General features: G+C 69.3%; 23 protein-coding genes. 7 read left to right on the forward strand and 16 right to left on the reverse strand.

Annotated elements, in window-relative coordinates; all coding sequences use genetic code 11:
• Position 1 precedes the first annotated feature (1 nt).
• Positions 2-520, reverse strand: coding sequence for a hypothetical protein (locus tag ACFQQC_RS06245; RefSeq protein ID WP_376860718.1), 519 nt, complete (start codon positions 518-520; stop codon positions 2-4).
• 118 nt (positions 521-638) lie between these two features.
• Between ACFQQC_RS06245 and ACFQQC_RS06250 the strand changes: the two genes are divergently transcribed.
• The gene (locus ACFQQC_RS06250; RefSeq protein ID WP_376860720.1) at positions 639-812 is read left to right on the forward strand and encodes a DUF1328 domain-containing protein; all 174 of its coding nucleotides are present in this window, start codon (positions 639-641) and stop codon (positions 810-812) included.
• Here ACFQQC_RS06250 and ACFQQC_RS06255 read toward each other — a convergent pair.
• The gene (locus ACFQQC_RS06255; protein ID WP_376860722.1) at positions 805-1,764 is read right to left on the reverse strand and encodes a fatty acid desaturase family protein; all 960 of its coding nucleotides are present in this window, start codon (positions 1,762-1,764) and stop codon (positions 805-807) included. The genes ACFQQC_RS06250 and ACFQQC_RS06255 overlap by 8 nt on opposite strands.
• Positions 1,765-1,897: 133 nt before the next feature.
• Here ACFQQC_RS06255 and ACFQQC_RS06260 point away from each other — a divergent pair, with 133 nt between their 5' ends.
• The 3 genes from ACFQQC_RS06260 to ACFQQC_RS06270 are packed head-to-tail and all read left to right on the forward strand — an operon-like array spanning position 1,898 to position 3,478.
• The gene (locus ACFQQC_RS06260) at positions 1,898-2,305 is read left to right on the forward strand and encodes a hypothetical protein (protein WP_376860724.1); all 408 of its coding nucleotides are present in this window, start codon (positions 1,898-1,900) and stop codon (positions 2,303-2,305) included.
• Positions 2,305-2,502 (forward strand): helix-turn-helix transcriptional regulator, encoded by a 198-nt coding sequence (locus tag ACFQQC_RS06265; protein WP_376860726.1) that lies wholly within the window; start codon positions 2,305-2,307, stop codon positions 2,500-2,502. The genes ACFQQC_RS06260 and ACFQQC_RS06265 overlap by 1 nt, the downstream gene beginning before the upstream one ends.
• A 37-nt stretch (positions 2,503-2,539) precedes the next feature.
• Positions 2,540-3,478, forward strand: a complete 939-nt coding sequence (locus ACFQQC_RS06270) for an alpha/beta fold hydrolase (protein WP_376860727.1) — start codon at positions 2,540-2,542, stop codon at positions 3,476-3,478.
• Positions 3,479-3,499: 21 nt separating this feature from the next.
• Here the strand turns inward: ACFQQC_RS06270 and ACFQQC_RS06275 are convergent, their stop codons facing one another.
• From ACFQQC_RS06275 to ACFQQC_RS06285, 3 genes are all read right to left on the reverse strand, one after another.
• Positions 3,500-4,342, reverse strand: coding sequence for a PdaC/SigV domain-containing protein (locus tag ACFQQC_RS06275; protein WP_376860729.1), 843 nt, complete (start codon positions 4,340-4,342; stop codon positions 3,500-3,502).
• Between the two features lie 11 nt (positions 4,343-4,353).
• The gene (locus ACFQQC_RS06280) at positions 4,354-5,361 is read right to left on the reverse strand and encodes a UbiA family prenyltransferase (protein ID WP_376860731.1); all 1,008 of its coding nucleotides are present in this window, start codon (positions 5,359-5,361) and stop codon (positions 4,354-4,356) included.
• Positions 5,362-5,544: 183 nt separating this feature from the next.
• The gene (locus ACFQQC_RS06285) at positions 5,545-6,861 is read right to left on the reverse strand and encodes an ammonium transporter (protein ID WP_376860733.1); all 1,317 of its coding nucleotides are present in this window, start codon (positions 6,859-6,861) and stop codon (positions 5,545-5,547) included.
• 325 nt (positions 6,862-7,186) lie between these two features.
• Here ACFQQC_RS06285 and ACFQQC_RS06290 point away from each other — a divergent pair, with 325 nt between their 5' ends.
• Entirely contained in the window at positions 7,187-9,985 is a 2,799-nt protein-coding gene (locus ACFQQC_RS06290; protein ID WP_376860735.1) for a M16 family metallopeptidase, read from the forward strand.
• A gap of 76 nt (positions 9,986-10,061) precedes the next feature.
• On the opposite strand, the gene ACFQQC_RS06295 is transcribed toward ACFQQC_RS06290, so the two are convergent.
• Positions 10,062-11,081, reverse strand: a complete 1,020-nt coding sequence (locus tag ACFQQC_RS06295) for an NAD-dependent epimerase (RefSeq protein ID WP_376860737.1) — start codon at positions 11,079-11,081, stop codon at positions 10,062-10,064.
• A 20-nt stretch (positions 11,082-11,101) separates the two neighbouring features.
• The gene (locus ACFQQC_RS06300) at positions 11,102-12,769 is read right to left on the reverse strand and encodes an alpha-amylase family glycosyl hydrolase (RefSeq protein ID WP_376860739.1); all 1,668 of its coding nucleotides are present in this window, start codon (positions 12,767-12,769) and stop codon (positions 11,102-11,104) included.
• A 148-nt stretch (positions 12,770-12,917) separates the two neighbouring features.
• Here ACFQQC_RS06300 and ACFQQC_RS06305 point away from each other — a divergent pair, with 148 nt between their 5' ends.
• Positions 12,918-14,453, forward strand: a complete 1,536-nt coding sequence (locus ACFQQC_RS06305; RefSeq protein WP_376860741.1) for a glucose/galactose MFS transporter — start codon at positions 12,918-12,920, stop codon at positions 14,451-14,453.
• 271 nt (positions 14,454-14,724) lie between these two features.
• On the opposite strand, the gene ACFQQC_RS06310 is transcribed toward ACFQQC_RS06305, so the two are convergent.
• The 5 genes from ACFQQC_RS06310 to ACFQQC_RS06330 all read right to left on the reverse strand — a co-directional run bounded on the left by ACFQQC_RS06310 (position 14,725) and on the right by ACFQQC_RS06330 (position 20,362).
• Positions 14,725-16,077 (reverse strand): O-antigen ligase family protein, encoded by a 1,353-nt coding sequence (locus ACFQQC_RS06310; RefSeq protein ID WP_376860743.1) that lies wholly within the window; start codon positions 16,075-16,077, stop codon positions 14,725-14,727.
• Between the two features lie 40 nt (positions 16,078-16,117).
• Positions 16,118-16,342 carry a hypothetical protein gene (locus ACFQQC_RS06315; protein ID WP_376860745.1) on the reverse strand — a complete coding sequence of 75 codons (225 nt, stop codon included), beginning with the start codon at positions 16,340-16,342 and terminating at the stop codon, positions 16,118-16,120.
• Positions 16,343-16,487: 145 nt separating this feature from the next.
• Entirely contained in the window at positions 16,488-17,741 is a 1,254-nt protein-coding gene (locus ACFQQC_RS06320; protein ID WP_376860747.1) for a hypothetical protein, read from the reverse strand.
• The gene (locus tag ACFQQC_RS06325; RefSeq protein ID WP_376860749.1) at positions 17,738-20,014 is read right to left on the reverse strand and encodes a GumC family protein; all 2,277 of its coding nucleotides are present in this window, start codon (positions 20,012-20,014) and stop codon (positions 17,738-17,740) included. The genes ACFQQC_RS06320 and ACFQQC_RS06325 overlap by 4 nt, the downstream gene beginning before the upstream one ends.
• Positions 20,015-20,170: 156 nt before the next feature.
• Positions 20,171-20,362 (reverse strand): hypothetical protein, encoded by a 192-nt coding sequence (locus ACFQQC_RS06330; protein ID WP_376860751.1) that lies wholly within the window; start codon positions 20,360-20,362, stop codon positions 20,171-20,173.
• A 35-nt stretch (positions 20,363-20,397) separates the two neighbouring features.
• On the opposite strand from ACFQQC_RS06330, the gene ACFQQC_RS06335 reads away from it, so the two are divergent.
• Positions 20,398-20,805, forward strand: a complete 408-nt coding sequence (locus ACFQQC_RS06335) for a hypothetical protein (RefSeq protein ID WP_376860753.1) — start codon at positions 20,398-20,400, stop codon at positions 20,803-20,805.
• Here the strand turns inward: ACFQQC_RS06335 and ACFQQC_RS06340 are convergent.
• From ACFQQC_RS06340 to ACFQQC_RS06355, 4 genes are all read right to left on the reverse strand, one after another.
• On the reverse strand, positions 20,795-21,802 hold the full coding sequence (locus tag ACFQQC_RS06340; RefSeq protein ID WP_376860755.1) for a PDZ domain-containing protein: 1,008 nt from the start codon (positions 21,800-21,802) through the stop codon (positions 20,795-20,797). The genes ACFQQC_RS06335 and ACFQQC_RS06340 overlap by 11 nt on opposite strands.
• Before the next feature lie 6 nt (positions 21,803-21,808).
• Entirely contained in the window at positions 21,809-22,504 is a 696-nt protein-coding gene (locus tag ACFQQC_RS06345) for a polysaccharide biosynthesis/export family protein (RefSeq protein WP_376860757.1), read from the reverse strand.
• Between the two features lie 18 nt (positions 22,505-22,522).
• Positions 22,523-23,317 (reverse strand): tyrosine-protein phosphatase, encoded by a 795-nt coding sequence (locus ACFQQC_RS06350; protein WP_376860759.1) that lies wholly within the window; start codon positions 23,315-23,317, stop codon positions 22,523-22,525.
• Positions 23,318-23,421: 104 nt separating this feature from the next.
• Entirely contained in the window at positions 23,422-25,620 is a 2,199-nt protein-coding gene (locus ACFQQC_RS06355; protein ID WP_376860761.1) for an AGE family epimerase/isomerase, read from the reverse strand.
• Between the last annotated feature and the right edge of the window lie 20 nt (positions 25,621-25,640).

A 25,640-nucleotide genomic window follows, 5' to 3' on the forward strand; every position in this document is an offset into this window, starting at 1 on the left:
GTCAGCCGCAGGTCGTGCGGGTCAGGGCGTAGTTGGCGAAGCTGTTCTCGGTCCCCGAGGCGCTGACCGCCACAATGGTCCATGACAGGCGGTCGCCGTCGCGGGTCCAGCGGTTGACGAACCGGGCGTCCGGATAGGGATAGGTGATGTCGAACCCGTCAGCGCGGACCGTGCCGGTCCCGGTGGCGGTGTAGTCGCCGCCGAAGCTGTCACCCCAGAAGCCGGTCAGGGTCTCGCCGGTCTCGCCGGGCGCCCGTCCGCCAAAGACCAGATGCGCCGCGTAGCGGTCGGCCGGGTCCGCCGTGGCGTGGCTGTCGCTCTCGACCACGAAAAGGGCGCCGTGGGCGACGGGGGTGGCGGTCAGCGTCAGGACGACCGGCTTGCCCATCACGTCGCCCGAACCGCTCCAGCAGCCGTTCAGGGCAGTGACCTGTGCCGGAACCGGCGTCGCGCCCGGCTCCTGTGCGAGGGCGGGCGTGGCTGGCAGGGCCAGCAGGGCGGCGGCGAGCGAACGGATCATGGCGGGCTCCGGGGAGGGGAGTCTTGGTATGGCAAAGCTGGTGCGGCGCCGCCAGAGCGCGCTCCGGACGGGAACCGCGCAACAGCCTTGCCGTTGTCCCGGAAGTAAGGAGAACGACATGCTCAAATGGGCTCTGATTTTCGCCGTGATCGCCCTGATCGCGGGTGTTCTGGGGTTTGGTGGCATCGCCGGCGCGGCGGCCGGCATCGCCAAGATCCTGTTCTTCCTGGCGTTGGCGATCTTCGCGGTCTTCGTCGTGCTGGGCGTGACCATCGCGAAGAAGATCACCTGACCGGGGGCACGCCCGCGCTGGCCGTCTTCAGCACCTCCACATAGCCGTCCGCCACCTCCATCCGCTCGCCCTGCGGCTTGTCGTGCACCGCCTTGTGCAGCGACGGCAGTTTCCAGCAGGGGACGTGCATGAACAGGTGGTGCTCGGCGTGGAAATTGACCCAGTAGGGGGCGATGAAAGCGCGCTCCCACCAGCGGGCGCGGGTGGTGCGGGCGGCGCGGAAGGGATCGCTGGCCGAGCCCTCGACGCAGGCGTGTTCGGCGATGTTGCGCAGACGGGTGACCATCGGGAACCAGGTCGCCATCGGAAGCAGCCACAGGGCGAAGTAGGCCCACCATGCCCCGATCAGCGTCAGGCCCGCCAGCAGGCCGAGATTGACCAGAACGAAAGGCGCGATCGAGCGACCGGTGACGATGGCCTCATAGTCATGGTCATCCGTGGCCCGCGCCGCCCTGGCGCCGCGCTTCGCCGCCAGCGGCAGCAGCAACCGCTGCTTGAAGAAGGTCTGGCCGGTCAGGTCGCGGAGGATCTTGCGGCGCAGGGAGGCGGGCGAGACCGGGAAGGGGGCGGAGAGGACCAGATCCGGGTCTTCCGCCTGCTGGGCGAAGCGGTGGTGCGACAGATGATAGGGGCGGTAGGCGTTCAGCGAGGCGCCGACCGGCACGGCGCAGAGCCAGTGGCCGAGGAAATCGTTCAGCTTGCCGTTGGTCGACAGGCCGCCATGCGCCGCCTCATGCATCAGGATGGCGAGGCCCAGCTGGCGCGTGCCGATGATCATGACGCAGATCGGGATCAGGATCGGCCAGATGGTCCCGGCCGCCACGGCCAGGGCGATAACGCCCCAGCAGTGCAGCACCAGCAGGGGGCCGACCAAGCCGCGGCGCGACTGGAAGGGCACCCATTCCTCGGGCGTGAACAGGTCGGCGGGCCGGATGCGGGGCGCGGCGGGCATGGGCGCAGGATACGCCGCCGTCGGGCGTTCGCAAAGAAAACGCAGAAAGTCGGGCTTTCCTGACATCATGTCAGGTTGACATTACATTTTGTCGATGTCAGGTTGACCTAACATTCAGTCAGGAGGAGCTGACATGCTTTCGATCTGGAAAAACGGGACCCCGGCGCACAAGCGGTATGTGATCCGCACCTGGCTGTTCATGGTTCCCTATGTGGCCATCTGCACCTCGATGATGGTGACGGACGCCTTCGATGAGGTCATCGGCAAGCCCGCTGGCTGGATCCTCGCGGCGGCGATCTCGGCCCCGGTGGTCGGCCAGCTCTGGGCGACGCTCAGTCTGATGAAGGATAGTGACGAGTTCGTCCGCGCCCTGACGGCCAAACAGTTCATTGTCGCCTCGGGTCTGGCCATGGCGCTGGCGGTCTTCTGGGGCTTCGCCGAAACCTTTGCCGCAGCGCCGCACCTGCCGGCCTGGCTGATCTACCCGGCCTTCTGGATGCTGTATGGCATGGTCGCGCCCTTCATCCGGACCTCGTACTGATGAAGAACCGTCTCAAGCTGCTGCGCGTCGAGCGCGGATGGACCCAGGAACAGCTCGGCCAGGCGCTGGGCGTGTCCCGGCAGGCCGTCAACGCGCTCGAGACCGAGAAACACGACCCCTCCCTCGATCTGGCCTACCGCATCGCGGTGCTGTTCGAACGGCCGGTCGAGGACGTCTTCGAGAACCCCCACGCCTGACATCTCGTCAGGACCGCATCACCAAAAGGAGCCTGCCATGTTTTCACGCGCCCTTCCGGCGTGCCGGCGCCCGCGCGCCTGGTTCGCAGTCGTCATCGGCGTCTTCGTCGCCTGTTTTGTCGCCAATGATCAGGCCCGGGCGGCGCCCGCTGCGGCCGTCCAGAGCACCCCCTTCGTCTCCGACCGTTTGTCGGTCGAGGTGGCGGGACAGGGACCGGACGTCATCCTGATCCCCGGCTTCGGCTCCTCCCGCGAGGTCTGGCGCGCCGAGGCCGAGCGGCTTAAGGCCACGCACCGGGTGCATCTGGTCCAGCTGGCGGGCTTCGCCGGCGAGCCCTGGACGCATGGCGATGGTCCTTTCATCCAGCCGGTGATCGATGACCTGGCCCGCTACATCCGCGAGCAGGGGCTGGATCGTCCGGCGGTGGCCGGTCACTCGATGGGCGGATTGAGCGCCCTGATGCTGGCCCAGCAACAGCCGTCGCTGGTCAGCAAGGTGATGACCGTCGACAGCCTGCCCTTCTTCAGCGCCCTGTTCGGTCCGCAGGCGACGGTGGAGACCGCGCGTCCGTTCGCCGAGCGGGCGGCGGCAGGGATCCTGAACACGCCGGACGACGCCTTCCGCAACGGTCAGACGGCTTCGGCCGCCGGGCTGGCCCGTGATCCGGTCATCCGTGGGAAGATGGTCGAATGGACGCTGGCGGGCGATCGCCGGGCCATGGCCGCCGCCATCCGCGAGGTGATGACCACGGACCTGCGCCCCGGCCTGGCGGGTATGACCGTTCCGGTCTGGGCGCCCTATGCCTCGGACGCCGACGGCGGCGCCCCGGCCGCCATGTCTGATGCGATGTGGACGCGCGAATACGCGACCCTGCCGGGCGTTCGCCTAATCCGGGTGGACGGCAGCCGCCACTTCATCATGCAGGACCAGCCCGCCCGGTTCGCCGAGCTGATGGACCAGTTCCTGGCGGACTGATGATCCCGGCCCCGGCGGTCCCTAGCGGGCCGTCGGGGTCACGTCGCCGGCCTTGACCAGCTGGCCGCCGAACTCGTCGGCATAGGCAGTGGTCAGAAGCGAGCGGAAGGCCGAGACCGGGATGGCGATCTCATAGGCGCCCTCGGCATAGGGGCCGACGGCGTAGGGACCGATCAGGAAGGTCAGGCCCGCCGCCTTGCCCGGCTCGGTCCCCGGCGTCAGCACGAACTCGGTGGCCGAGGCGCGGGGGCAGTTCCAGTCGCCGCCGCTGCCCAAAGTCAGGGATTTGCTGTCCGGCACGCGGGCGCGCTTGGCGGCGTTGATGGCCGAGCAAAGGGCCTGATCCAGCGCCGTCAGATTGGCGCCGCGCTGGAACAGGTCGTTGAAGCCGATCTGCCGCTTCAGCGCCTTGTCCCACAGAATGCCGGTGGTCAGGGTGTTGGGGTGGGCGCCGCCCGAGAAATCGAAGTCGGCGCGCTTGAGGCTGAGAAGCTTGCCCGTCTCCAGGGCGGCGGTCAGGTTGACCTGCTTTTCATAGGTCCAGTTGGGCGCGCCTTCCTCGCTGGTTTCCTGCCGTTCATTGGCGGCGCCGTCGGCGAACTGTTGCAGCTTGCGAACCTCCTCGGAGAAGAGGCGGGCGTGCAGGTCAGGCTGGCCCTTGATGGCGTCCGGCAGTTTCAGGCTGACGTTGGCCGCTCCGCTTTTCGACTCATAGATCATGGGCGCGGCGGCGTTCGCCGGGGTGACGACGGCGCCGCCCGGGGCGGTCGAGGCGTCTGCCTTCGTTTCCTTGTCGCGATTGCAGGCCGCGAGGGCCGTGGTGGCGAGCAGGGCGGTGATCAGGAGCATGCGGGGGGAGGACATGCGGGTCTCCTTCAAAGCGGAAGCTGAACCGAACCGAGGATGATGGCGAGAAGCAGGATGAACCCCGCCTCGCGGTTGGATTTGAACAGGGCGAGGGCCAGGGCGCCGTCGTCGGCGCGGATCGACCGGGTCTGCCACAGCAGGTGGACGGCGTAGCCGACGAGCAGCAGGTAGAAGAGCGGTCCCAGCCCGGCCAGCAGGCCCGCCAGACCCGCGAAGGCGATGGCCAGCAGGTAGAAGATTCCGACGCCGGTGCGGACGTTGCCGCCGAGGCGACGGGCCGAGGACTTCACCCCGACCATGGCGTCATCCTCGATATCCTGCAGGGCGTAGACGGTGTCGTAGCCAAGGGTCCAGAAGACGCCGCCCGCGTAGAGGGCGAAGGCGGCGAGAGTAAGGTTGCCGGGGTCACCCCAATCCCCATGGAAACCGGTCGCGCCGGTCCAATGGGCGAGCATGCCGTACCAGACAAAGGCGCTGGTCGCAGCCGCGAAGCCCATCAGGGCGCCCCAGTTGAAGGTGAGGCCCAGCCAGGCTTGGGGCCACCAGGTGATCCGCTTCATGAAGGGGTAGGCGGCAACGAGGACTAGCGAGCCGATGCCCAGCATGACGGAGGTCCAGTTCATCGTCAGCAGGATCAGCAGGCTGACCAGCGAACAGCCGACGGTGAAGGCCAGCGCCTTCTTCACGCTGATCCGGCCCGAGGCGACGGGGCGGGCGGCGGTGCGGGCGACCTTCACGTCGATGTCCCGGTCGACGATGTCATTGAAGGCGCAACCGGCGGCGCGCATCAGGCAGGCCCCGATGGCGAAGCCGGCGACGAGCCAGATGTCATAGAGGCTGGAACTGCGGCCCTCGGAGGCCAACGCCAGCGCGATCCCCTGCCAGCCGGGAATGAGCAGCAGCCAGATGCCGATGGGGCGGTCGAACCGGCCCAGCTTCAGCCACGGCTTGAGCCCTTCGGGCGCATGGCGGTCGACCCAGTTGGAGCCGGCGTCGGGAAGCGGGGCGGACGTCATGGCCGAGGTTGTAGCGGGGAAGGCGGTCGGGGGGGAAGGCGCAAACCGGACCCCTCCGTCTCGTCGGCTTCGCCGCCGAGCCACCTCCCCACTGCGTGGAGAGGTGAACGCGGACACTCACCTCTCCAGCGAAGCTGGGGAGGGGGGCCATGCGAAGCCCTTGGGCGACGCATGGTGGAGGGGTTACTGGTGAATGGTCTCGCCGTGCTGGGTGTAGTCGAGGCCCTCGATCTCGTCTTCCTTGGTGACGCGCAGGCCGGTGGTGAATTTGCAGATCATCAGGATCACCCAGGTGCCGATGCCCGACCAGGCGACGACGGCCAGCAGACCGACGATCTGCTTGACCACATCGGCGCCCTCGCTGACCGGATTGATGGCCGCCGAGGCGAAGACGCCGGTCAGGATCGCGCCGACCATGCCGCCGATGCCGTGGATGCCGAAGGCGTCCAGACTGTCGTCGTACTTCAGCAGCTTCTTCAGCCAGACCGCGCCCACGAAACAAGCCGGGCCCGAGAGGATGCCGATGAAGAAGGCGCCCTTGGGATCGACGAAGCCCGCCGCCGGGGTGATGCCGACCAGGCCGGCGACGATGCCGGACAGCAGGCCCAACAGGGTCGGGCGCTTGTGAGCGAACCACTCCACCGCGGTCCAGCCGATGGCGGCGGCGGCGGCGGCGAGGATGGTGTTCAGGGCCGCGACGCCGGCGATGGCGTCAGCCGCCCAGGCCGAACCGGCGTTGAAGCCGAGCCAGCCGACGAACAGCAGGCCGGTGCCGATGGCGGTGAAGGCGAGGTTGTGCGGGGCCATGTTGTCCCGACCGAAGCCATGACGCTGGCCCAGGACAATGGCGGCGACCAGACCGGCGACGCCCGAGTTGACGTGCACCACGGCGCCGCCCGCGAAGTCGAGCACGCCCCAGCTGCCCAGCCAGCCGCCGCCCCAGACCTGATGGCAGATCGGCGCGTAGACGATCAGGTGCCACAGGAAGAAGAACAGGATCGAGGCCGAGAATTTGATCCGCTCGGCGAAGGCGCCGGCGATCAGGGCCGGGGTGATGATGGCGAAGGTCAGCTGGTAGGCGATCCACAGGAACTCCGGCAGGCCCGGGGCCGCCGCGAAGGCCGTGGTCGGGGTGACGCCGTTCAGGAACAGCGCCTCCAGACCGCCGATGTAGGGATTGGTCGCCTCGCCCGAGACGCCGAAGGACAGGCTGTAGCCGACCACGAACCAGAGGACGGTGACGATGGCCAGCGCCGCGGTCGAATGGGCGATGGTGGCGATGACGTTCTTGCGCCGGACCATGCCGCCGTAGAACAGGGCCAGACCCGGCAGGGTCATCAGCAGGACCAGCGCGGTCGAGGTCAGGATCCAGGCCGAGGAGGCCTCGTTCAGCTCCAGCGTCGCCTGATGGGCCAGCAGCGGGGCGGCCGGCGCGGCGAGCGCGGGACTGGCCGTCACCAGACAACAGAGGGCGGCGAGGGCGAGCGATTTACGGATCATGGGCGCGGCGTCCGAAGGGCAGAAATGTCAGAAATCCGGCCCGAACCCGCGTTCGACGCCGCGGATAGGGATAGGAGCCTATTGCAGCGCCACAGGCAATTCATTTCGTGTGCGGTGCAAAACTTCTCCTGTTCCTGCGTGTCCGGGGGTTTGCTTGGCGATCCGTGCAAGCCTGAACCTTTGGGGCTCGCAGCTGCGAAGTGGCGCGCTGAGGATTACGAAAACGCAACGTTAAAGCGCTTGCGGGCCGTTCGCAGACGGATACCACTGTCGCGCCCGTGCGGCCTTAAGGCGCCGGGCTGTCTCACTTTCAGGGGGTGCCTGCATGCGATCGATCCGTCCCATCCTGCTGGGAGGCGCCGCCGCGGCTGTCCTTCTGGCGTCCGGCGCCGTCCAGGCCCAGGTTCCCGTCGCCGTCGCGACCGCGCCCGCCGCGCAGGAGCGTCTGGCGCCACTGCCGGACGTGGACATCCCCTACACCCGGTTCGTCCTGCCCAACGGCCTGACCCTGATCGTCCACGAGGACCACAAGGCGCCGATCGTGGCGGTGAACATCTGGTATCACGTCGGCTCCAAGAACGAGCCGACCGGCCGTTCGGGCTTCGCCCACCTGTTCGAGCACCTGATGTTCAACGGGTCCGAGAACTTCAACGACGACTTCTTCAAGGGCACCGAGCGTCTGGGCGCCACTGACCAGAACGGCACCACCAGCCAGGACCGCACCAACTATTTCCAGAACGTGCCGACCTCGGCGCTGGACAGCATCCTGTGGCTGGAGAGCGACCGGATGGGCCATCTGCTGGGCGCCGTCGATCAGGCCCGCCTCGATGAGCAGCGCGGCGTCGTCCAGAACGAAAAGCGCCAAGGCGAGAACCAGCCCTATGGCCGCGTCTGGGAAGCGATCACCAACGCCACCTATCCGGCGGATCACCCCTATGGCCACAGCGTGATCGGCTCGATGGAAGACCTCGACGCCGCCAGCCTCGAGGACGTGCAGACCTGGTTCCGCACCTGGTACGGCCCGGCCAACGCCACCATCGTCCTGGCCGGCGACATCACCCCGGAAGAGGCGCGCGCCAAGGTCGAGCAGTATTTCGGCGACATCCCGCCCGGACCGCCCGTCACCCATCCGCAGCAGATGATCGCCCGCATGACCGGCGCCCAGCGCGAGGTGATGCAGGACCGGGTCGGCCAGCCGCGCCTGTACAAGGTGTGGAACGTGCCGCCCGCGGGCGAGGCCGACACCGACTATCTGGGCCTGCTGGGCGACATCCTGTCGTCGGGCCGCAACTCGCGCCTCTACAAGCGTCTGGTCTTCGATGACCAGATCGCGACGGGCGTGTCGGCCGGCGTCTCGGAAGGCGAGATCGGCAGCCAGTTCATGGTCACCGTGACGGCCAAGCCGGGGCAGGATCTCGCGGCGATCGAAGCGATCGTCGACGAGGAAATGGCCCGCCTGCTGCGCGACGGCCCGACCGCCGAGGAAATGGAGCGCGCCCGCACCTCGAACGGCGCCGGCTATGTCCGGGGTCTGGAGCGGATCGGCGGCTTCGGCGGCAAGTCCGACCGCCTGGCCGAGAGCCAGGTCTTCCACGGCGACCCCGGCGCCTGGCGCGTCAGCTACCAGCGCATCCTGGCGGCGACCCCGGCCAATCTGACGGCCGCCGGTCGCGGCTGGCTGCAGGACGGCAGCTACAGCCTGGAGGTCGTGCCGTTCCCGGACTACGCCGCCTCGGGTGAAGGCGTGGACCGCAGCCAGATGCCGACGCCGCAGCCGGCGCCGCTGGCGGACTTCCCCACCATCGAGCATGCGACCCTGTCGAACGGGCTGAAGGTGATGTTCGTGCCGCGCACCGCGGTGCCGACCGTCAGCCTGAACCTGATCTTCGACGCCGGCTCGGCGGTCGATCCGACAGGCCAGCAGGGCGCCGCTGTGCTGACCTCGACCGTGCTGACCAACGGCACCGAGAGCCTCGACGCGCTGGAGATCAGCGACCGCCTGCAGATCCTGGGCGCCACCCTGGGCGCCGGGTCGGGCGTCAACTCGACGACGGTCAGCATGACGGCCATCGAGTCGCGCATCGAGCCGTCGCTGGCCCTGTTCGCTGACGTGGTCCAGAACCCGGCCTTCCGCGCCGAGGACTTCCAGCGCGGTCAGGCCCAGCAAATCTCGGGCATCCAGCAGTCGAACCGCAGCCCGGGCGCCATCGCCAACCGGGTGCTGTCGGCCCAGCTGTACGGCGCAGAGAATCCGAACGGCCGTCCGCCCGCGGGTACGGAAGCATCGGTCGGGGGCCTGACCCCGCAGGCGCTGCACGCCTATCACGACGCCTGGTTCCGTCCGGACAACGCCACCCTGGTGGTCGTCGGCGACACGACCCTGGCCGAGCTGCAGCCGCAGCTTGAGCGGGCCTTCGCCCGCTGGCGGACCCCGTCGTCGGCCCTGCCGGCGCGTCCGCAGGCCCCGGCCCTGCCGGCTACGCCGGCGACGCCCCGGATCCTGATCGTGGATCGCGCCGGACCGCAGTCGATGATCTTCGGCGGCCGCATCGCCCCGGCCTTCGACGCCCAGACGCAAGCCGCCATCGAGACGATGAACTCGGCCCTCGGCGGCGCCTTCACCAGCCGGATCAACATGAACCTGCGCGAGGACAAGCACTGGTCCTACGGCGCCTCGGGCGGGGTTCGCACCGCGCGCGGCGACCGGGCCTATGTGGTCAGCGCCGGCGTCCAGTCCGACAAGACGGCCGAAAGCCTGGTCGAGCTGCGCCGCGAACTGACCGAGGTGGTCGGCTCGCGCCCGCTGACCGAGACGGAGCTGGCCGCGGCCCGCGCCAATCTGGTTCAGGGTCTGGCCGGCGAATGGGAGACCAACGCCGCCCTCGTCAGCGACATGGCCCGGATGGTCACCTACGGCCTGCCGGAGAACTTCTATGACAGCTACGCCGCCGGGGTGAACGCCACCACGCCGGCCGCCGCCACGGAAGCCGCCCGCTCCATCGTCGGCGCGGGCCCCACCACCTGGGTCATCGTTGGCGACCGCGCCCAGATCGAGCCCAAGATCCGCGCGCTCGGCTTCGGCGACGTGCAGGTGGTCGATGTGAACGGCCAGCCCGTTCAGTAAGCCGCTTCACAGGCGAACATGAAGAAGGCGGGACCCGCGAGGGCCCCGCCTTTTTTCCTGGGCCGTCGATGGCTGATCAGACCTGATAGAAGTCGCGATACCAGTCGACGAAGCGGCGCACGCCGACGTCGATGGTGGTGGACTGGCGATAGCCGAGCGCGGCCTCGGTCTCGCTGACGTCGGCCTCGGTGCGGGCGACGTCGCCGTCCTGCACCGGCATCATGTTCAGCTCGGCCTTGCGGCCCAGCGCCTCCTCCAGCACCTCGATGTAGCGCATCAGCTGTTCGCGACGTCCTGCGCCGAGGTTGAGGATCCGCCAGGGGGCGACGCCGCTGGTGGACGGGTTGGGCGCCTGGGCGTTCCAGTCGGGATCGATGGTCGCGGGATTATCCAGCGCGGCGACCACGCCGGTGACGATGTCATCCACATAGGTGAAGTCCCGCTCCATTTTGCCGTGGCCATAGACGTCGATCGGACGGCCCTCGAGGATGGCCTTGGTGAATTTGAACAGCGCCATGTCCGGGCGGCCCCACGGTCCGTAGACGGTGAAGAAACGCAGCCCCGTCGAGGGGAAGCCGAACAGGTGGGAATAGGAGTGGGCCATCGCCTCATTGGCGATCTTGGTGGCCGCATAGACGGTCAGCGGATGGGCCACACCCTGCTTGACCGAGAAGGGCAGGGCGCCGTTGGCGCCGAAGGCCGAGCTGGTCGAGGCGAAGACGAGGTTTTCCGCCTTCACCGCGCGCGCGCCCTCGAGGAGGGTCAGGAAGCCGACGACGTTGGAGTCGATGTAGCTCTCGGGCTGTTCAAGGCTGTAGCGGACGCCCGCCTGCGCTCCGAGATGGATGATCCGGCGCGGCGCGTGGCGCGAGAAGAGGGCGGCCATGCCCTCGCGGTCGGCCAGGTCGAGGGTGTTGTGGATGTAGTTGGGATGGGCCTGCAGCCGCTCGAGCCGGGCCTGTTTGAGCGCCGGGTCGTAGTAGCTGTTCAGATTGTCGACCCCGATCACGGTCTCGCCGCGCGCCAGCAGGCGCTGGGCGGTGTGGAAGCCGATGAAGCCGGCGGAGCCGGTGACGAGGACAGGTCCGGAGGTCATGGCTCCTGCGTTACTCCGGGTTACGCGCCCGCGCCAGAGACCGGGGCGAGCACCCGGCCAGACAGGGGCGTGAGCGGACCTTCGTCGCCGTTCACCGCCTCGATCACCTGCCAGCCCGCGGGCGGGGACCAGTCGATGGCTGAGTGGCCCAGGTTGAAGGCGCAGAGCAGGCGCTGGTCGGTCTCAGTGCGCTCGAAGACCAGCAGGCCGTCGGGGGCGTCGAGGATCCGCATGGCGCCGATGGCCAAGGCCGGGTGCGCCTTGCGGAAGGCGATCAGGTGGCGGGTCAGGGCCAGCTGGGAGGCGGGATCGGCTTCCTGCCGGTCCACGGCCAGAGGCAGGTGGCGCGGGTCGATGGGCAGCCAGGGCTCTGCGGTGGAGAAGCCGGCGTGGGGCGCGTCCGCCGACCACGGCATCGGCGTGCGGGCGCCGTCGCGGCCCAGGGTCTTCGGCCAGTTGGCGATGGCCTCGGGATCGACCAACCGCTCGAAGGGCACATCTCCCTGCGGCAGGCCCAGCTCCTCGCCGTAGTAGAGGAAGACGTTGCCACGCAGGCAGACCAGCAGCAGGGCCATCAGGCGGGCCATGGCGGCCGGGTCGCGGCCCTCGGCCCAGCGGGAGACGGCGCGGGGGGCGTCGTGGTTCGAGAAGGGCCAGGACGGCCAGCCCTGACCGGGACGACCGGTCCAGACGGCGGCGGTCTGTCTGACCAGAGCCGGCGTCAGGGCAGGAGCATACAGATAGGTGAAGCCGTAGGCGCTGCTCAGCGTGTCATCGCCGGCGGTGTAGGCCTGCATCTCCTGATCGGCCCGGTCGCCCGGCACCTCGGCGACGGTGAAGCGGCCGCCGTAACTGTCGGTCACGGCCCGCAGGCGTTTGAGGAAGTCGATGATGCCCGGCCAGGACTGGTTGTGGATCTTGTCCTGGAAATCGAAGGGCCGGGTGCGCGGACCGCCCGGCGGCAGGGGCGGATTGTCCGTCAGCGCCGGGTTGGCCATGGCGAAATTGATGGCGTCGAGGCGGAAGCCGTCCACCCCGCGATCCAGCCAGAAGCGGGCGACCTCCAGCAAGGCGTCCTGCACCGCGGGGCTGTGCAGGTTCAACTGCGGCTGCTCGGGCAGGAAGTTGTGCATGTAGTACTGGCCGCGCCGGGCGTCCCAGGTCCAGGCCGGGCCGCCGAAGACCGACTGCCAGTTGGATGGCGGCGTGCCGTCGGCTTTGGCGTCGGCCCAGACGAACCAGTCGGCCCTGGGATTGTCGCGGCTCTGGCGGCTCTCGGCGAACCAGGCATGCTGGTCCGAGGTATGGGCGAAGACCAGATCGGTGATGACCTTCAGTCCCAGATCATGGGCGCGGGCGATCAGGGCGTCGAAATCGGCGAGGGTTCCGAAGACCGGATCGACGGCGCAGTAGTCGGAGACGTCATAGCCGAAGTCCTTCATCGGCGAGCGGTAGAAGGGGCTGAGCCAGACCGCGTCGACGGCCAGAGAGGCGATGTGATCCAGCCGGGCGGTGATCCCCGGCAGGTCGCCGATCCCGTCGCCGTTGGTGTCGGCGAAGCTGCGCGGATAGACCTGATAGAGGACGGCGCCGCGCCACCAGTCCGGGGTCTCGCGAAGCGGATCGGTCACGGCAGGCTCCCCCGGGAGTTCGAGCGGTCGCTCGGGCCGGATGATCCGGCCCGCCATCATCCCCGTCCTTTCGCCCCGGACAAGGGGTCGGAAGGGCCCACTTTTGGTTACGGGATTCCTCAAATCGCTGGACGCGGGGCCTTGCGGATGAAACCAAGGCCTCCACGAAGCCGCGCAAGATGGAACGCCGGCCACGGGGAGTGAGATGACAGACCAACCGCAAACCTCGGCCCAGCCGTCCGCCAAGGGTATGGGCGCGGCCTTCGCCTATGTGACGACCCTGTTCTTCGCCTGGGGTTTCGCCACTTCGCTGATCGATCCGCTGATCGCGGCGGTGAAGGGCGTGTTCGAGCTCAGCTTCACCGAGGCCCTGCTGACCCAGTTCGCCTGGTTCACCGCCTACGGCATCATCTCCCTTCCCGCCGCCGCCGTGCTGGCCAGGCTGGGCTATGCCAAGTCGATCGTCGGCGCGCTGGCCGTCATGGTGCTGGGCGCCCTGATCGTGCCGCTGTCGACCATCTTCGATTTCTATCCGGGCGTGCTGGTGGCCCTGTTCGTCATCGCCGCGGGCGTGACCCTGTTGCAGGTGGCCGCAAACCCGCTGGCCGCCTCGCTGGGAACGCCGAAGGGATCGCACTTCCGCCTCGTCTTCTCGCAGGCCTTCAACTCGCTGGGCACGGTGATCGGGCCGCTGCTGGGCGCCACCGTCATGCTGTCGGGGGGCATCTTCGCCGTCGGCGGCGTCAGCGTCCTGGCCTCGCCGACCGCCCTGCTGCTGATCCTGCTGGGCGTGGGCATGGGACTGGTCGCCGGCCTGCTGGTCGGCGCCCTGCGCCGTGACATCAAGGGCTGGCTGGCCGTCGGCGCCGCAGTCGGTCTGGTGATCGGCTGGGTCGTCTTCCTGCACAACTATATCGGAAGCATGGGCGCCTATGCCGCCGCCGTCGGTCCGGACACGGCCGCCGCCGCCGCGACGCCCGCCGTTCTGGATCCCGAGGCCCGGGCGGCGACCCTCGCCAATATCGACGCCGTCTTCATCGGCCTGGCTGTGTTCTTCGGTCTGCTCGGAGCCTTCATCTGGAGCGTTCGCAAGCGTCTGACCGCCGCCAGCGCCAGCGCCTCGGCCGACCTGCCTGGTTCGCCGCTGAAGGCCCTGAGCTCGGGCTGGGCCCTGTTCGGCGCCCTGGCCATCTTCGTCTATGTCGGGTCGGAAGTGACGATCGGCAGCCTGATGACCAACTTCCTGCATTCGGACGGCGCCCTGGGCCTGCCGATACATGACGCGGGCCGTCTGGTCGCCCTGTACTGGGCCGGCGCCCTGATGGGCCGGTTTGCGGGCAGCGCTCTGCTGACGCGCATTCCGGCGGGCTGGCTGCTGGCGGTCTGCACCGCCGCCGCCGCCATCCTGTGCGCAATCGTGACCCAGACCGGTGGCGTGAACGCCGCGTTCGCCGCCCTGCTGATCGGCCTGTTCAACTCGATCATGTTCCCGGCCATCTTCACCCTGACGCTGGAGCGATCGTCGGCCCCGTCGTCGGCCACCTCGGGCCTCCTGTGCATGGCCATCATCGGCGGCGCCATCCTGCCGCTGCTGGGCGGCTGGATGGCCGATTCGGCGGGCCTGAACCTGGCCTTCATCATCCCGCTGGCCGGCTATGTGATCCTGACGGTCTTCGCTGTCGTCGCCGCGAAGGCCAAGGTGCGGAACGCTACGGCCGCGGCAACGCCGGGCGGTCACTGACCGCCTGAGACGGCACGGTCGACAACAAGGGCCGCCGGGGGAGACCCCGGCGGCCCTTTCTGCATGCGGGAGTAGCGTGGGCGGCAGGCGGCAGGCGGCAGGGAAGGGGGGGCTGCGGTGGCCGCTGAACCTGCGTCCGGATGCTCCGCCGGGACTCATCAACGGGGGAGGGTCGCCAGTGTCGGGAGGGGGCTTGCACCGGTTCGGGCGACCGTCGGACTAACCCTGCTGCCTGCTGCCTGCTGCCTGCTGCCTGCTGCCTGCTGCCTGCTCAGGCCCGATCGCGCTCGGTGGGGTGTCCGGCCTTCTCGAGGATGGCGGCGCACAGGGCGAACAGGACGGCCAGGGCGGCCGTGCGCAGAGGGTAGTCGACGCCGGAGTGGGCCAGCATGGCCAGCAGGGCGATGCTGGCGGCGCGTTGCAGGTCGCGCTCCCGCGATGGCCCGGCCGTCCAGGCCGTGATCGTCCGACGGCCATACCAGACCAGGAAGGCGATGATCAGCGCCACGCCCGGCCAGCCGGCTTCCAGCCAGGTCTCCAGATACTCGTTGTGGGCGTGGTTGAAGAAGGTGGGGTCGAGTTGCTCCAGCGGTTCGACGGACCGGAACACGGCGTCGAAGCTGCCGATGCCTGAGCCGAGCGGGAGCCAGGCGTCGGCGGCGTCGGCCACGATCGGCCAGCCCTCGAACCGGCCCTCCGGCGCGGACTGGGCGTCGAAGCGGGCGAGAATCGGCGGCAGGGCCAGCAGGGCGACGGCGGCGATGGCCGCGGCGACACCGCCCGTCAGAGCCAGAAGGCCCGGGCCCGGACGTCCGCGACCCGCCGCGACCCAGGCCGCGAGCAGGCTGGTGATGGCGATGGGCCCGAACAGGATGACGCCGGCGCGCGACCGGATGGCGGCCAGACCGACCACGACCAGGCCGAGGAACAGGGCGCCGAACCAGAGCGGCAGCCGCTCATCCGTGCGGCGGCGCAGGACTGCGGCCCCGAACACGGCGGCGAAGGGCACGCAGGCCAGCAGATAGGTGGCCAGGTGATTCCGGTTGGCGAAGAAGCCGTTGACCGAGCCGGCGTTGGTGGTGGCCCAGAGGTAGAGCTGCCGTCCGCCGCTGGCCAGCTGGGCGGCGCCCAGGGCCACGGAGATCACGGCGATGATCAGATAGAAGGCGAGCATCCGCGCTGTCTGCGCCTGGGTGCTGCCGAGGACCGCCAGGAACATGGCCGCCGGGGGAATCAGGGCCAGGGCGGATTGCCAGGTCAGATCCGGGGTGACGGTGATCGGGGCCCAGCCCGGCTGAAGGCCCGCCAGATCAAGCGCCACGACCATTTCCTCGCGCCCCGGCAGGGCGGTCCAGAGGAAGGGTGGCAGCGGAATCAGCTGGATGAGGGGAATCGCGGCCAGGAGGCCAAGCAGGCCGAGGGCGAACCGGCTCTTGCGCCACTCGCCCGAGCGGATCAGCCGGTTGGCGGCCAGAACGAGCAGGGGCAGGGCGGCCAGTTCGACCAGCGCCAGCCTCAGCGCGTGTTCACGGCTGGCTCCGCCGAAAACAAGCGAAAGGGCCAGCAGGATGGCCGCGGCGATTGCCACAGCGTCCCACTGGCCCTTCAAAGCCTTGACCGACACGCGTTACGACTGCAGGAGGCGCAGCGCGGGCCGGGTCGTCTTAGTCGCTTTCAGAATCGTCGTCCGAAGCGACGACAACGGTCGCGACGATGACGGCGGTGCCGATGAGCAGCACCGGCAGCGGAATGCCGGCGAACTCCGACGAAGCGTCGGCACGAGCGCCGACGCGGTCACCCACGCGAGCGGTGGCCGAAGTGTTGGCGGCGGCGGCTTGGCCAGCCACGAGCAGCAGGCCGGCCGTTACAGCGGCGATGGTCTTACGCATGCTAAATCCCCTTCTAAACAGGTATCTGGTACGGGCTGGCCCGCGACGTATCGAGAATGGGTATAGGCGGCGAAGGTTTCGAAAGCAATACGATTTCAAGACCGGGTGATGTAAATCGGACACCTCTAGGCCGCTTTTTCGCCAATCAAGCGAGAGGGTTAACGGCGATCTTGTCGAGCCAGAGGGCGGTTCGGTCGGGTCGGTCGCCGGGGCGGGTTTCCAGCCGGAGCCACTGCGCCTGACAGCCTTCCGGGACCGTGAAGGTCGTCGAGAACGCGGTCCAGACATTGGCTCCCGGCGCAGCTGCCGGGGTCGCCAGGATCTGCGCATCGCCCGGTGAACAGGTCAGGGTCAGCGCCAGACGCGCCGCCGGATCGCCTTCTTCCACCCGTGATTCCCCACTCAGCCGGTAGCGGCCGGGACGCAGGAACATCAGCTGTTCCGCCACCCGCGACGAGGCATAGCCGTCGTAGTCGACCCGCAGGGCGGGATCGGCGGGACGGACGTCATCGGGCACGATCTCGACGATCACGCCGGCATCCTGCGCCAGACGCCACTGGAACGGCTCGGGCGCGCTGGCGTCGCCGAATCCGCCGTTGGTCACGAGCGTCGAGGCGGAGGGCCGGTTGAGGCGGCGTCTCACCACCTCGAGGGCCTGCAACTGACCCTTGTCGAGGAGGTGGATATAGAGCTGATACAGCTCGTCATTGGTCAGGGGCGCGCGGCCCGCCTGCAGGAGAATCGCCAGGTTGACGGCGGTCTGCAGCCCGCGGGCGTCGATGTGCAGGCTTTCGAGATAGGCCTGCCGCCAGGGCGGGCTGGACGACAACAGCACGGCGATCTCGGGCAGGGCGCGCTGGCCGTCGAGGGTGGCGGCGGTCGTGAACAGGTTGAAGATGGTCGGGCGGATGTCGTCGCGGCGGCGCACGAGCGTATCGGCGTGGGCGAAGGCCGAGGCGTAGTCGCCACGCTTCAGCCGGTGCTCGACCAGCCAGGCATGAGACGGATCGTCGCGGAGGCTCCAGTTGCCGGCCAGCGTCAGGATTTCGTCGGCCGAATCCTCGCGGCCGGCCCGCGCTTCGGTCAGGCCCACGACCCGCAGGGCGCGAACGTCGAACGGAGAGCGCGCCAGGGCGTCACGGGACAGGGAGGCGGCGTTACCATAGCGGTCGGCGTCGCGATTCTTCTCTCCGGCGGCGAACTCGCTCTCCGCCGCGCGTCGCAGGACGAGGGGGGAGCCGGGGGCCAGTCGAATGGCGACCTCGGCCGGCGCGCGCTGAAGCAGGGGCTGGATCGCCACCTGCCAGCCCAGGACCACGCCGGCGGCGACCAGAACCCAGGAGGCGACATCGGCGATCCGGTCGCCGCTTACGCCGCCCCGGACCGCCCGGCCGCTCAAGCGGTCTTGCCCTTCTTGCCCGACTTCTCGGTGCTTTCAGCGCCGTAGTTGTAGTCGTACGCGTAGTCGTAGCCGCCGTAGTTGGCAGTCTTGGCGTTGAACTTGGTCAGCACGGCGCCGAGCAGACGGGCGTGGCCCATCTTCAGGCGACGCAGGGCGCCACGGGCCTGGCCACGACGGGTGCCGCGCGATTCCAGCACGAACAGCACGCCGTCCACGGACGCCGCCAGCAGGGGTGAATCGGCGAAGCCGAGCACCGGGGGACCATCGACGACCACGTGATCGAAGGAGGCGCCGGCGTCGTTCAGGAAGTGACGCAGGCGATCCCCGCCCCACAGCTCGGCAGGGTTGGGCGGCAGCGGGCCACAGGGGATGAAGAACAGATTGTCCTGGCGGGTGCGCTGGACGGCCGAGGCCAGATCGGTGGAGCCGGACAGCAGGTTGCTCATGCCGCGTTCGTTGTCGACGCCGACCACGCGGTGCATCGACGGATTGCGCAGGTCGCCGTCGACCAGCAGCACCCGCTTGCCGACCCGCGCCAGATTGAGCGCGACGGCATAGGCGGTCGTGGACTTGCCCTCGGCGGGACGGGCCGAGGACACCAGCAGGGTGCGCGGGGCGCCGTCCGGCGTGGAGAACTGCAAGGCTGTTCGCAGGGAGTAATAGGCTTCGGAGAAGCCGGACCGGATGTCGGCCAGGGCGGCGGAGGTCGTCTGGCCCTTGTCGAGCAGCGGCACGACACCGAGCACGGGCACGCCCAGCTTCTTCTCGACGTCGTCCGGCGTGGCGACGCTCTCGTCCAGCGCCTCGATCACGAAGGCGGCGACCACGCCCAGGCCCAGGCCGAAGATCGCGGCCAGCACCAGGTTGATGATCATGTTCGGCTTCGACGGCGCGGCCGGCGGGGTGGCGTTGTCGACGATCGAGATGTTGTTGGCGGTCACATTGCCGGTGACGCCGACTTCCTTGTAGCGCTGCAGCAGGCCCTCATAGAGGGTGCGGGTCGTGTCCAGCTCGCGCTGCAGGATGTTGTACTGGATCGAGCGGTCACGCAGGTCGAGCACGTCGCCCTTGAGCGCATCCACCTGGCCCTGCAGCGAACGCTCCTGGTTGGCTGCGACGACGTACTGGCTCTGGATCGAGGCGCGGATGTTGGTGGCCAGCGCCTGAACCTGGCCGTCGATTTCGGTGATCTGGCCGCGCAGGCGGACCATCTCGGGATAGTCGGCCTGATAGATGCTGGATTTCTGCTGGTACTCGGCCTCGAGCTGGGCGCGTTGTTCGCCAAGGCGCTGGATCGAGGGGTTCTGCAGGACTTCCGGCAGGGTCATGACCTGGGCGTTGCGGGCCGAGCGCCAGCGCTCCTCGGCGGCGACGCGGGCGGCGCGGGCTTCGGCCAGGGAGGAGTTCAGGGCGACGAGGTTGTTCGAGGCCAGGGACTGCGAGCTGCCGGGGCTGTCGCTTCCGCCTTCGCTGGGTTCGCCGACGTTGATGATCTGCTGGTTGGCGGCATAGGCGACCAGTTGGCGCTCGGCCTCTTCCAGCCGGCTCTTGGTCTGGGCGATGCGGTCTTCCAGGAACTCACGCGCATAGGCGGACGACTGGAATTTGCGGTCCAGATTGGCCTGGATGAAGTTCTCGGCGAAGCCGTTGGCGACGCGCGCCGCGACGACCGGATCCGGGTTATTGAAGCCCACGGCCACCAGACGCGAACCGCGCACGGGCGAAACACTCAGATTGCCCTGCACATAGTCCAGGGCGGCGTTGCGGCGGCGCTCGGCCTGGACAGCGGCCGAGCCGGGGCCGGTCGGCGGTTCGACGCCCAGCGCCTGCAGGGACCGGTCGGAGCTGGCCAGACCCAGGCTTTCGACCACGCGCTCGGCCAGCGAGCGGCTGCGCAGCAGGCCGTACTGGGTCTGGAAGAACTCCTCCCCCTGGGCCATGCTTTCGCGCGGGCTGACGTCCTCGGCGGAGTTGAAAACGCGCGCGGCCTCACGGTCGATCTGCAGGGTCGCCTGCGCTGTGTAGATCGGCGTCATCAGCAAGGTCAGGGCCGCGCCGATAGCCAGCGCGCCGAGGAAGCAGCCGATGATCAGGATGCGGTGCTTGAGGGCCATGCGCCAGTAGGCGGCCAGATCAAACACCGGGGCTTCTTCGTTGTTGTCGCTCCAGGCGCCCGAGCGGGTCTGGTCGAAGACGGCTTCACCGTAACCGCCGGACACGCGACCGTCGCGCGCCTTGCGCTCGTCAGCGAAGTTGTTGTCGCCCAGCATAATGCCATCCGTCAGTCATGGCGGGCTGGCCGCCGGTCGAGAACTCAAGGGGCTGATACCGCAAAGCCCTACACCACGCACACGAATTCGAGCGCGCGCGACGTCGGGCGTCATGTCGCGGGGCCGGCCCCTTCGGGTCAAGCACTGTGTTTGATTTCAGGAGGATGGATGCGGCTGTTCGTCGTCAAAGGGCGAGGACGCGGTCGGTCCGGGTTCGCGGCGCGGGGGAAAACCGACCTCGCGGTAGAGCCCTGCGCCAAAGCCCGGCGCATGGCCGTGCGAGGAGGCGGCGAGGGATGTCGGGAGCGCGAGCGGCCGGTGCTGGGAGCGGATGATGCGTATCGCCATGAAATTACCCTCCGACCGGGCGATCAGCGCCGTCCATGACTTCACGGACAGACGACGAGCGGCCTGACGCCCGAATGCCGAACAAGCGGCTGATCGGGATGTTCCGTGTCGGGACGATCCTTTTCTCGGTGCTGATCGCCTGGCTGGCGTTCAGGCCGTCTGAGGGCGTTGAAGCGGGCCTGCCTTGGGACAAGGCCAACCACGCCGCCGCCTTCCTGGTCTGGACGATTCTGGTCGGGGTCAGCTGGCCCCGCGCTGGTCTGGTGCGGCTTGCCGCGCTGATGCTGGGGCTGGGGATCGGCATCGAGCTGATCCAGGGCTTGCCGTCCGTGGGACGGGACGCCGATGTCTGGGACGTCGTCGCCGACATGACGGGTTTCGCCGTCGGCTGGACCGTGCTGGCGCTGCTCGACCTGAGGCGGCGGCTGGGCCTTACGGGATAAGCGGTCGCCCGTCGGCCTTGCGGGCGGCGATCTCGGCCAGCACGGGCTGGAGCGTACGACGGCGGGCGGGCGCCGATTCATAGACCCCGCCGGCGTTCACCTGGGCGAAGCGGGCGCCGGGCGCGGCCTGCTCGTAGCGGGTCAGGAACTCGACCCCGCGCCAGGGATCGAAGCCCGCGCGGGCCAGCAGATACAGGCCCAGATGATCCGCGTCCGCCTCCGCGCGCAGCGACAGGCCGCGCCGCAGGGTGATGGCGGCGTTGGCGGCGCCGCGAGCCCCGGTGACGTCGGGCCGGGTCCGGTGCTCCAGCACGGCGTGGGAAAGTTCGTGCGCCAGGACGAAGGCGAGCTGGTCGTCGTCGGCGGCGATCTCGACCATGCCGTCGCTGATGAAGATGTGGCGACCGTCCGCGTGGCTCCGCAATGTACCGGTCACCTCGACCTGGGTCGGATAGGCGCAGGCGGCCACCGGCAGGACCTCCACCTCTCTCTCAACGCCGGCCCGGCGCACCCGAAGGCGGAGGGGGCCTTCCGCGGCGGCGGCGTCGAGGACAGCGGCGTTGGCCTGCAGTCCGTCATAGGAGTCCCGCGCCCCGGCGCCCCGTGAAAGAGGCTGGCCGTTGACCGCGAGGATCAGGTCGCCGGGGGAGAGGCCGGCTCGCGCCGCCGGACTGCCGGGCGGGGCCGCGAGGATGCCGGGGAGATCCCCATCAAGGCCGTGACGCGCCTCGGCCTGGGGGCGCAGGTCGCCGCCGTACTGGCTGGCGGACTGGAGCGTCCAGCCCGCGCGAAGGCGGGTGACGGGACAGAGGTCCGCGTTGGCCGTGGCCAGCGTCCACGCCACCCCGGCCACGCGGGTATCGAGCGCGTTCAGGGCCTCAAGCCGGGCGGCGGGCGCGGCGACGGCGCCGGACGATCCGGCGGACGGATGTCCGCAGGCGGCGAGGCCCAGCCCGGCCGCGAAGACGATGGCGAGCAGGGCGGTCCGGCTCGCCATCAGTCGTCAGAACGGACGGAAGATCGACAGCGCCGGCAGGGCGCCCACGATCTCGCGCATCGCCGAGTTCAGGCGCGAGGCGTCAACGACGATGATGTCGTCACCGTGCACGATCGGATCGTCGGCGCGGCCCTGACGGATGGCCTGCAGGTCGAACAGGGCGACGGAACGCTGGCCGTCGACGGTGCGGAAGACCGCGACCTTGGTCAGGTCGGCGACGCGGCTCGGGCCCTCGGCCATGGCCACGGCCTGCAGCAGCGAGGTGGTGCCGCGCATCTCGTAGACGCCCGGCTTGGTGACGGCGCCGTCGACGGTGATCTTCTGGCTGGCGGCCTGGACGACGGTCACGGTCACCTGCGGATTGCGCAGGTACTGGGCGCTGAGGCGCTCGGCGATATCGGCCGAAAGCTCGCTCGAGGTGCGGCCCGATGCGCGGACGGCGCCGATCAGCGGCAGTTGCAGGTTGCCCGAGGTGTCGACCACCAGCTCATCGAACGACAGGTCCGGCACCTGGAAGACGCGAATCGCCAGCTTGTCGCTGACGCCGATGCGATACTCCTGCGGGACGGCGCTGGCCGTCCGGGCCGTGTTCAGATCCACCGGCTGGGCGGCGGTCATCTGGGTGACGTCCATGCGGGGGCCGCCGCAGGCCGCGAGCAGCAGGGCCGTGGCGGTCAGGACCAGCGAGAGGGCGCGCATCATGCGACAGTCACCTTGATTTCAGGCGGCCTTGAACAGCCGTTTGAGGAAGCCCGACCTTGCGGCGGGGCGGGGGGCGCCCACCGCGGGCGGGACCGAAGCAGGCGTAGCGTTTTCCAGTACCGCGAGGGGTCGGGTCAACACCATGTCTTTCGCAGCCTGTTCGCCAAGTCGCCCGGCGACGGCTTCGACCGCCTCCGACAGAACCGGGGAGCGGCTGCGCAGATTGTGCGCGTCGGTGGCGAGGATATGGACGATGCCTTCGTCCAGCATGCGTTCGGCCCAGTATTGCGTGCGCTTGCCGAAGCGTCCGGTGACCGAGCCCGCGGTGATCTGCATCCACGCGCCGGCCTCGGCCATCTGCACCATCAGATCGTACTGTTCCTCGATCCAGCGCAGACGTTCCGGATGGGTGATCAGCGGATGGAAACCGGCGGCCATGCAGTCGAACACGGCGTCGGCCATACGCGGGGGGGCGGTGTTGTGCGGCGGCTCGAACAGGAAGTAGCGGGTGTCGGCCAGGGTCAGCTTCGAGCCGTCGCGCAGGCCGGAGGCCAGACCCGGCACCAGATGCACATCGGCGCCGGTGACCAGACGCAGGGGGATGCCGCTCTTGTCCAGTTCGGCCTGCAGGGCGACCACGGCGGCGCGCACGCCCTCGGAGGTGTTCTCGTAATAGCCGGGCATCATGTGCGGGGTGCAGGCGGTCACGGTGATGCCGTCGGCGACGGCCATCCGGGCCATGGCCAGCGCGGTCTCCAGATCCGGGGCGCCGTCGTCGATGCCCGGCAGGATATGGCAGTGAAGATCGATCACGTGGGTCTCGCGTTGCGGCGGCGTCCCCTGAAAGACGATCGCAGCTGAACAGGGAATGAAGGCGCCCGCCCCCGCGGTCGGGCCTCTAACGGCGAAGTCGGGATTTAGTTCAATCCCTTCGGCGCTTCAGTAATGATTCCCGCCTCCGCCGCGGCGCGGACCTGATCGAAGGCCCCGATGATGTGGTACAGCGAACTCGCCGGAGCGGGCTCGTCGGCGAAGGCGCCGGACGCCTCCAGCTTGTCCCTCCATGCGCCGTTCGGTCGCAGGTAGAGGGCCAGCGCCGCCGCCGCCTTGCGGGCTTCGGCCAGCCGTTGCTCGCGCTCCGATCCCTCGGCCAGCTCCGCCATCGCCAGCGCCGCGCGAAGCCATTCGGTCTGGGGCCACAGGCGCGCGCGGGCGCTGCGCACCGACAGGCTGTCGTCCAGCTCATCCACCGCGACGCCCCGGCGCGGATCGACACCGCGCAGGCCATGCAGGTACAGGCGCTTCGCGGCCGCCGTGGCGCGGTCATCGCCGCGATCCAGGGCATGGCGGGACAGCAGCCAGGCCCACTCGAACTGATGCCCCGGCTCGACCAGACGGCCGTCCTCCCCCGGCGCGGGGCGCCAGTCGGCGTCGAAGAATTCGCGCAGGAAGCCGCCGTCAGGATCGATGAAACGGGTCAGGGCCAGTTCGGCCAGCGAATCCGCGACGGTCGCCCAGCGCGGATCGACCCCGCGCGCCGCCCAGGCCTGTGCGGCCTCGAACAGGTGCATGTTGGCGTTGGCCTGATACGGGTGGTCTCCGGCCTCGCGCCAGCCGCCATGCGGCAGTTTCTCCGCCAGAAGGCGATCCAGCATGATCCCGGCTTGCGCCTCGCAGCGGGCGGTCTCGACGCCGGCGGCGTGGGCCGCCGACAGGGCCAGCAGGGTGAAGGCCTGCTCGTACAGGACGATGCCGTCGTCCAGCACCGAGCCGTCCGGGTTCAGGGCGTTGCGAACCGCGCCGTCGGGACGCAGGTAGCCGGCCAGGAAGCTGTCCAGCCCCCGCTCGACCCGCTCGCGCCAGGGACCGGTCCAGCCGCCGGCGCCGGCGCGGGCGAAGACGTAGATCTGGCGGGTCTGGACGCGGGCGCGGCGTCGGGTCTCGACCGGCCGACCTTCCAGCGTCAGGCTTTCGACAAAGGCGCCGTCGGCGTGGGCGCCCAGCGTCGCCCACAGGGGCAGGGCGGCGGTCCGCAGCCAGTCGCCAAACCGCTGATAGGGCGCCCGATCCGCGGTGTCGGGCACGTCGGCGTGGCGCGGGGCCTCGGCCTTGACCCGGTCGACCACCGTCTTGACGTCCTGCGCCCGCGACAGATCGCAGACCAGCACGGCGTCGTTCTCGGCGATGACGGCGATGTTGGACACGCCCAGGGTCGCCACCACCATGCCGTCAGCGGCGCGGACCAGGGTGTTGTCGCTGTCCACGCCGATGTGCAGGCCGGTATGGCCCGCGCCGGTGGCCAGCACGGAGTCCCAAGCGCCGACGTCCGACCATTCGAACGCCACAGGCAGGACGGAGGTGCGGTCACTCTTCTCCATCACCGCATAGTCGATGGAGATACGCGGGGCCTCGCGGAAGGCGTCGGTCAGGCGGACCAGCGGGCCGGAGACGTCGTCGGGCAAGGCGGCCCGGGCGGCCTCGGCGATACCGGGCGCGTGACGGGTCAGTTCGTCCAGAAGGGCGGTGGCGGAGACGATGAAGTTGCCGCTGTTCCACAGGAAGCCGTCGGCCAGGTAGCGGGCGGCGGTGGCGGCGTCCGGCTTCTCGACGAAGCGTTTGACCGGCGACAGGCCTTGGCCGTCCGGGCTGATGTAGCCATAGGCGGACGACGGCCAGGTGGGCGTGACGCCGAGCGTGACGATCCGCCCGCGCGCGGCTTCGTCGGCGGCGGTGCGGACCGCCGCGCGGAAGGCGTCGGCGTCGGGGATGTGATGGTCCGAGGCGATGATGGCGGCGACGCCCTCAGGGTCGCGGCGCTCGATGAAGGCGGCGGCCGCCGCCATGGCCGGGCCGGAGTCGCGCGCCTCGGGCTCCAGCAGGATGGTGGCTTCGATGCCGATGGCGGCCAGTTCGGAGGCGATGGCGTCCGCATGCCCGAGGCCCGCCACAACCACGACATCGCCTTCGCCGGCGAGGGGCGAAACCCGCAGCACCGTCTCCTGGAAGAGGGAACGGGCGCCGGTCAGGGGCAGGAACTGCTTCGGCCGTCCGGGACGTGACGCGGGCCACAGGCGTGAGCCCGCGCCGCCGCACATGATCACCGGATAGATCGTCATCTTTCCCCCGCGCCTGTCGC

The sequence above is a fragment of the Brevundimonas sp. GCM10030266 genome (assembly GCF_042666595.1).
GTDB lineage: Bacteria > Pseudomonadota > Alphaproteobacteria > Caulobacterales > Caulobacteraceae > Brevundimonas.

Excerpts from the sequence above, each read along its gene's own strand:
- ACFQQC_RS06245 (WP_376860718.1), bottom strand. The coding sequence starts at position 520 with ATGATCCGTTCGCTCGCCGCCGCCCTGCTGGCCCTGCCAGCCACGCCC.
- ACFQQC_RS06355 (WP_376860761.1), bottom strand. The coding sequence starts at position 25,620 with ATGACGATCTATCCGGTGATCATGTGCGGCGGCGCGGGCTCACGCCTG.
- ACFQQC_RS06345 (WP_376860757.1), bottom strand. The coding sequence starts at position 22,504 with ATGATGCGCGCCCTCTCGCTGGTCCTGACCGCCACGGCCCTGCTGCTC.
- ACFQQC_RS06285 (WP_376860733.1), bottom strand. The coding sequence starts at position 6,861 with ATGATCCGTAAATCGCTCGCCCTCGCCGCCCTCTGTTGTCTGGTGACG.
- ACFQQC_RS06340 (WP_376860755.1), bottom strand. The coding sequence starts at position 21,802 with ATGGCGAGCCGGACCGCCCTGCTCGCCATCGTCTTCGCGGCCGGGCTG.
- ACFQQC_RS06270 (WP_376860727.1), top strand. The coding sequence starts at position 2,540 with ATGTTTTCACGCGCCCTTCCGGCGTGCCGGCGCCCGCGCGCCTGGTTC.
- ACFQQC_RS06300 (WP_376860739.1), bottom strand. The coding sequence starts at position 12,769 with ATGGCGGGCCGGATCATCCGGCCCGAGCGACCGCTCGAACTCCCGGGG.
- ACFQQC_RS06315 (WP_376860745.1), bottom strand. The coding sequence starts at position 16,342 with ATGCGTAAGACCATCGCCGCTGTAACGGCCGGCCTGCTGCTCGTGGCT.
- ACFQQC_RS06250 (WP_376860720.1), top strand. The coding sequence starts at position 639 with ATGCTCAAATGGGCTCTGATTTTCGCCGTGATCGCCCTGATCGCGGGT.
- ACFQQC_RS06325 (WP_376860749.1), bottom strand. The coding sequence starts at position 20,014 with ATGCTGGGCGACAACAACTTCGCTGACGAGCGCAAGGCGCGCGACGGT.
- ACFQQC_RS06295 (WP_376860737.1), bottom strand. The coding sequence starts at position 11,081 with ATGACCTCCGGACCTGTCCTCGTCACCGGCTCCGCCGGCTTCATCGGC.
- ACFQQC_RS06280 (WP_376860731.1), bottom strand. The coding sequence starts at position 5,361 with ATGACGTCCGCCCCGCTTCCCGACGCCGGCTCCAACTGGGTCGACCGC.
- ACFQQC_RS06260 (WP_376860724.1), top strand. The coding sequence starts at position 1,898 with ATGCTTTCGATCTGGAAAAACGGGACCCCGGCGCACAAGCGGTATGTG.
- ACFQQC_RS06330 (WP_376860751.1), bottom strand. The coding sequence starts at position 20,362 with ATGGCGATACGCATCATCCGCTCCCAGCACCGGCCGCTCGCGCTCCCG.
- ACFQQC_RS06265 (WP_376860726.1), top strand. The coding sequence starts at position 2,305 with ATGAAGAACCGTCTCAAGCTGCTGCGCGTCGAGCGCGGATGGACCCAG.
- ACFQQC_RS06255 (WP_376860722.1), bottom strand. The coding sequence starts at position 1,764 with ATGCCCGCCGCGCCCCGCATCCGGCCCGCCGACCTGTTCACGCCCGAG.
- ACFQQC_RS06275 (WP_376860729.1), bottom strand. The coding sequence starts at position 4,342 with ATGTCCTCCCCCCGCATGCTCCTGATCACCGCCCTGCTCGCCACCACG.
- ACFQQC_RS06305 (WP_376860741.1), top strand. The coding sequence starts at position 12,918 with ATGACAGACCAACCGCAAACCTCGGCCCAGCCGTCCGCCAAGGGTATG.
- ACFQQC_RS06335 (WP_376860753.1), top strand. The coding sequence starts at position 20,398 with ATGACTTCACGGACAGACGACGAGCGGCCTGACGCCCGAATGCCGAAC.
- ACFQQC_RS06290 (WP_376860735.1), top strand. The coding sequence starts at position 7,187 with ATGCGATCGATCCGTCCCATCCTGCTGGGAGGCGCCGCCGCGGCTGTC.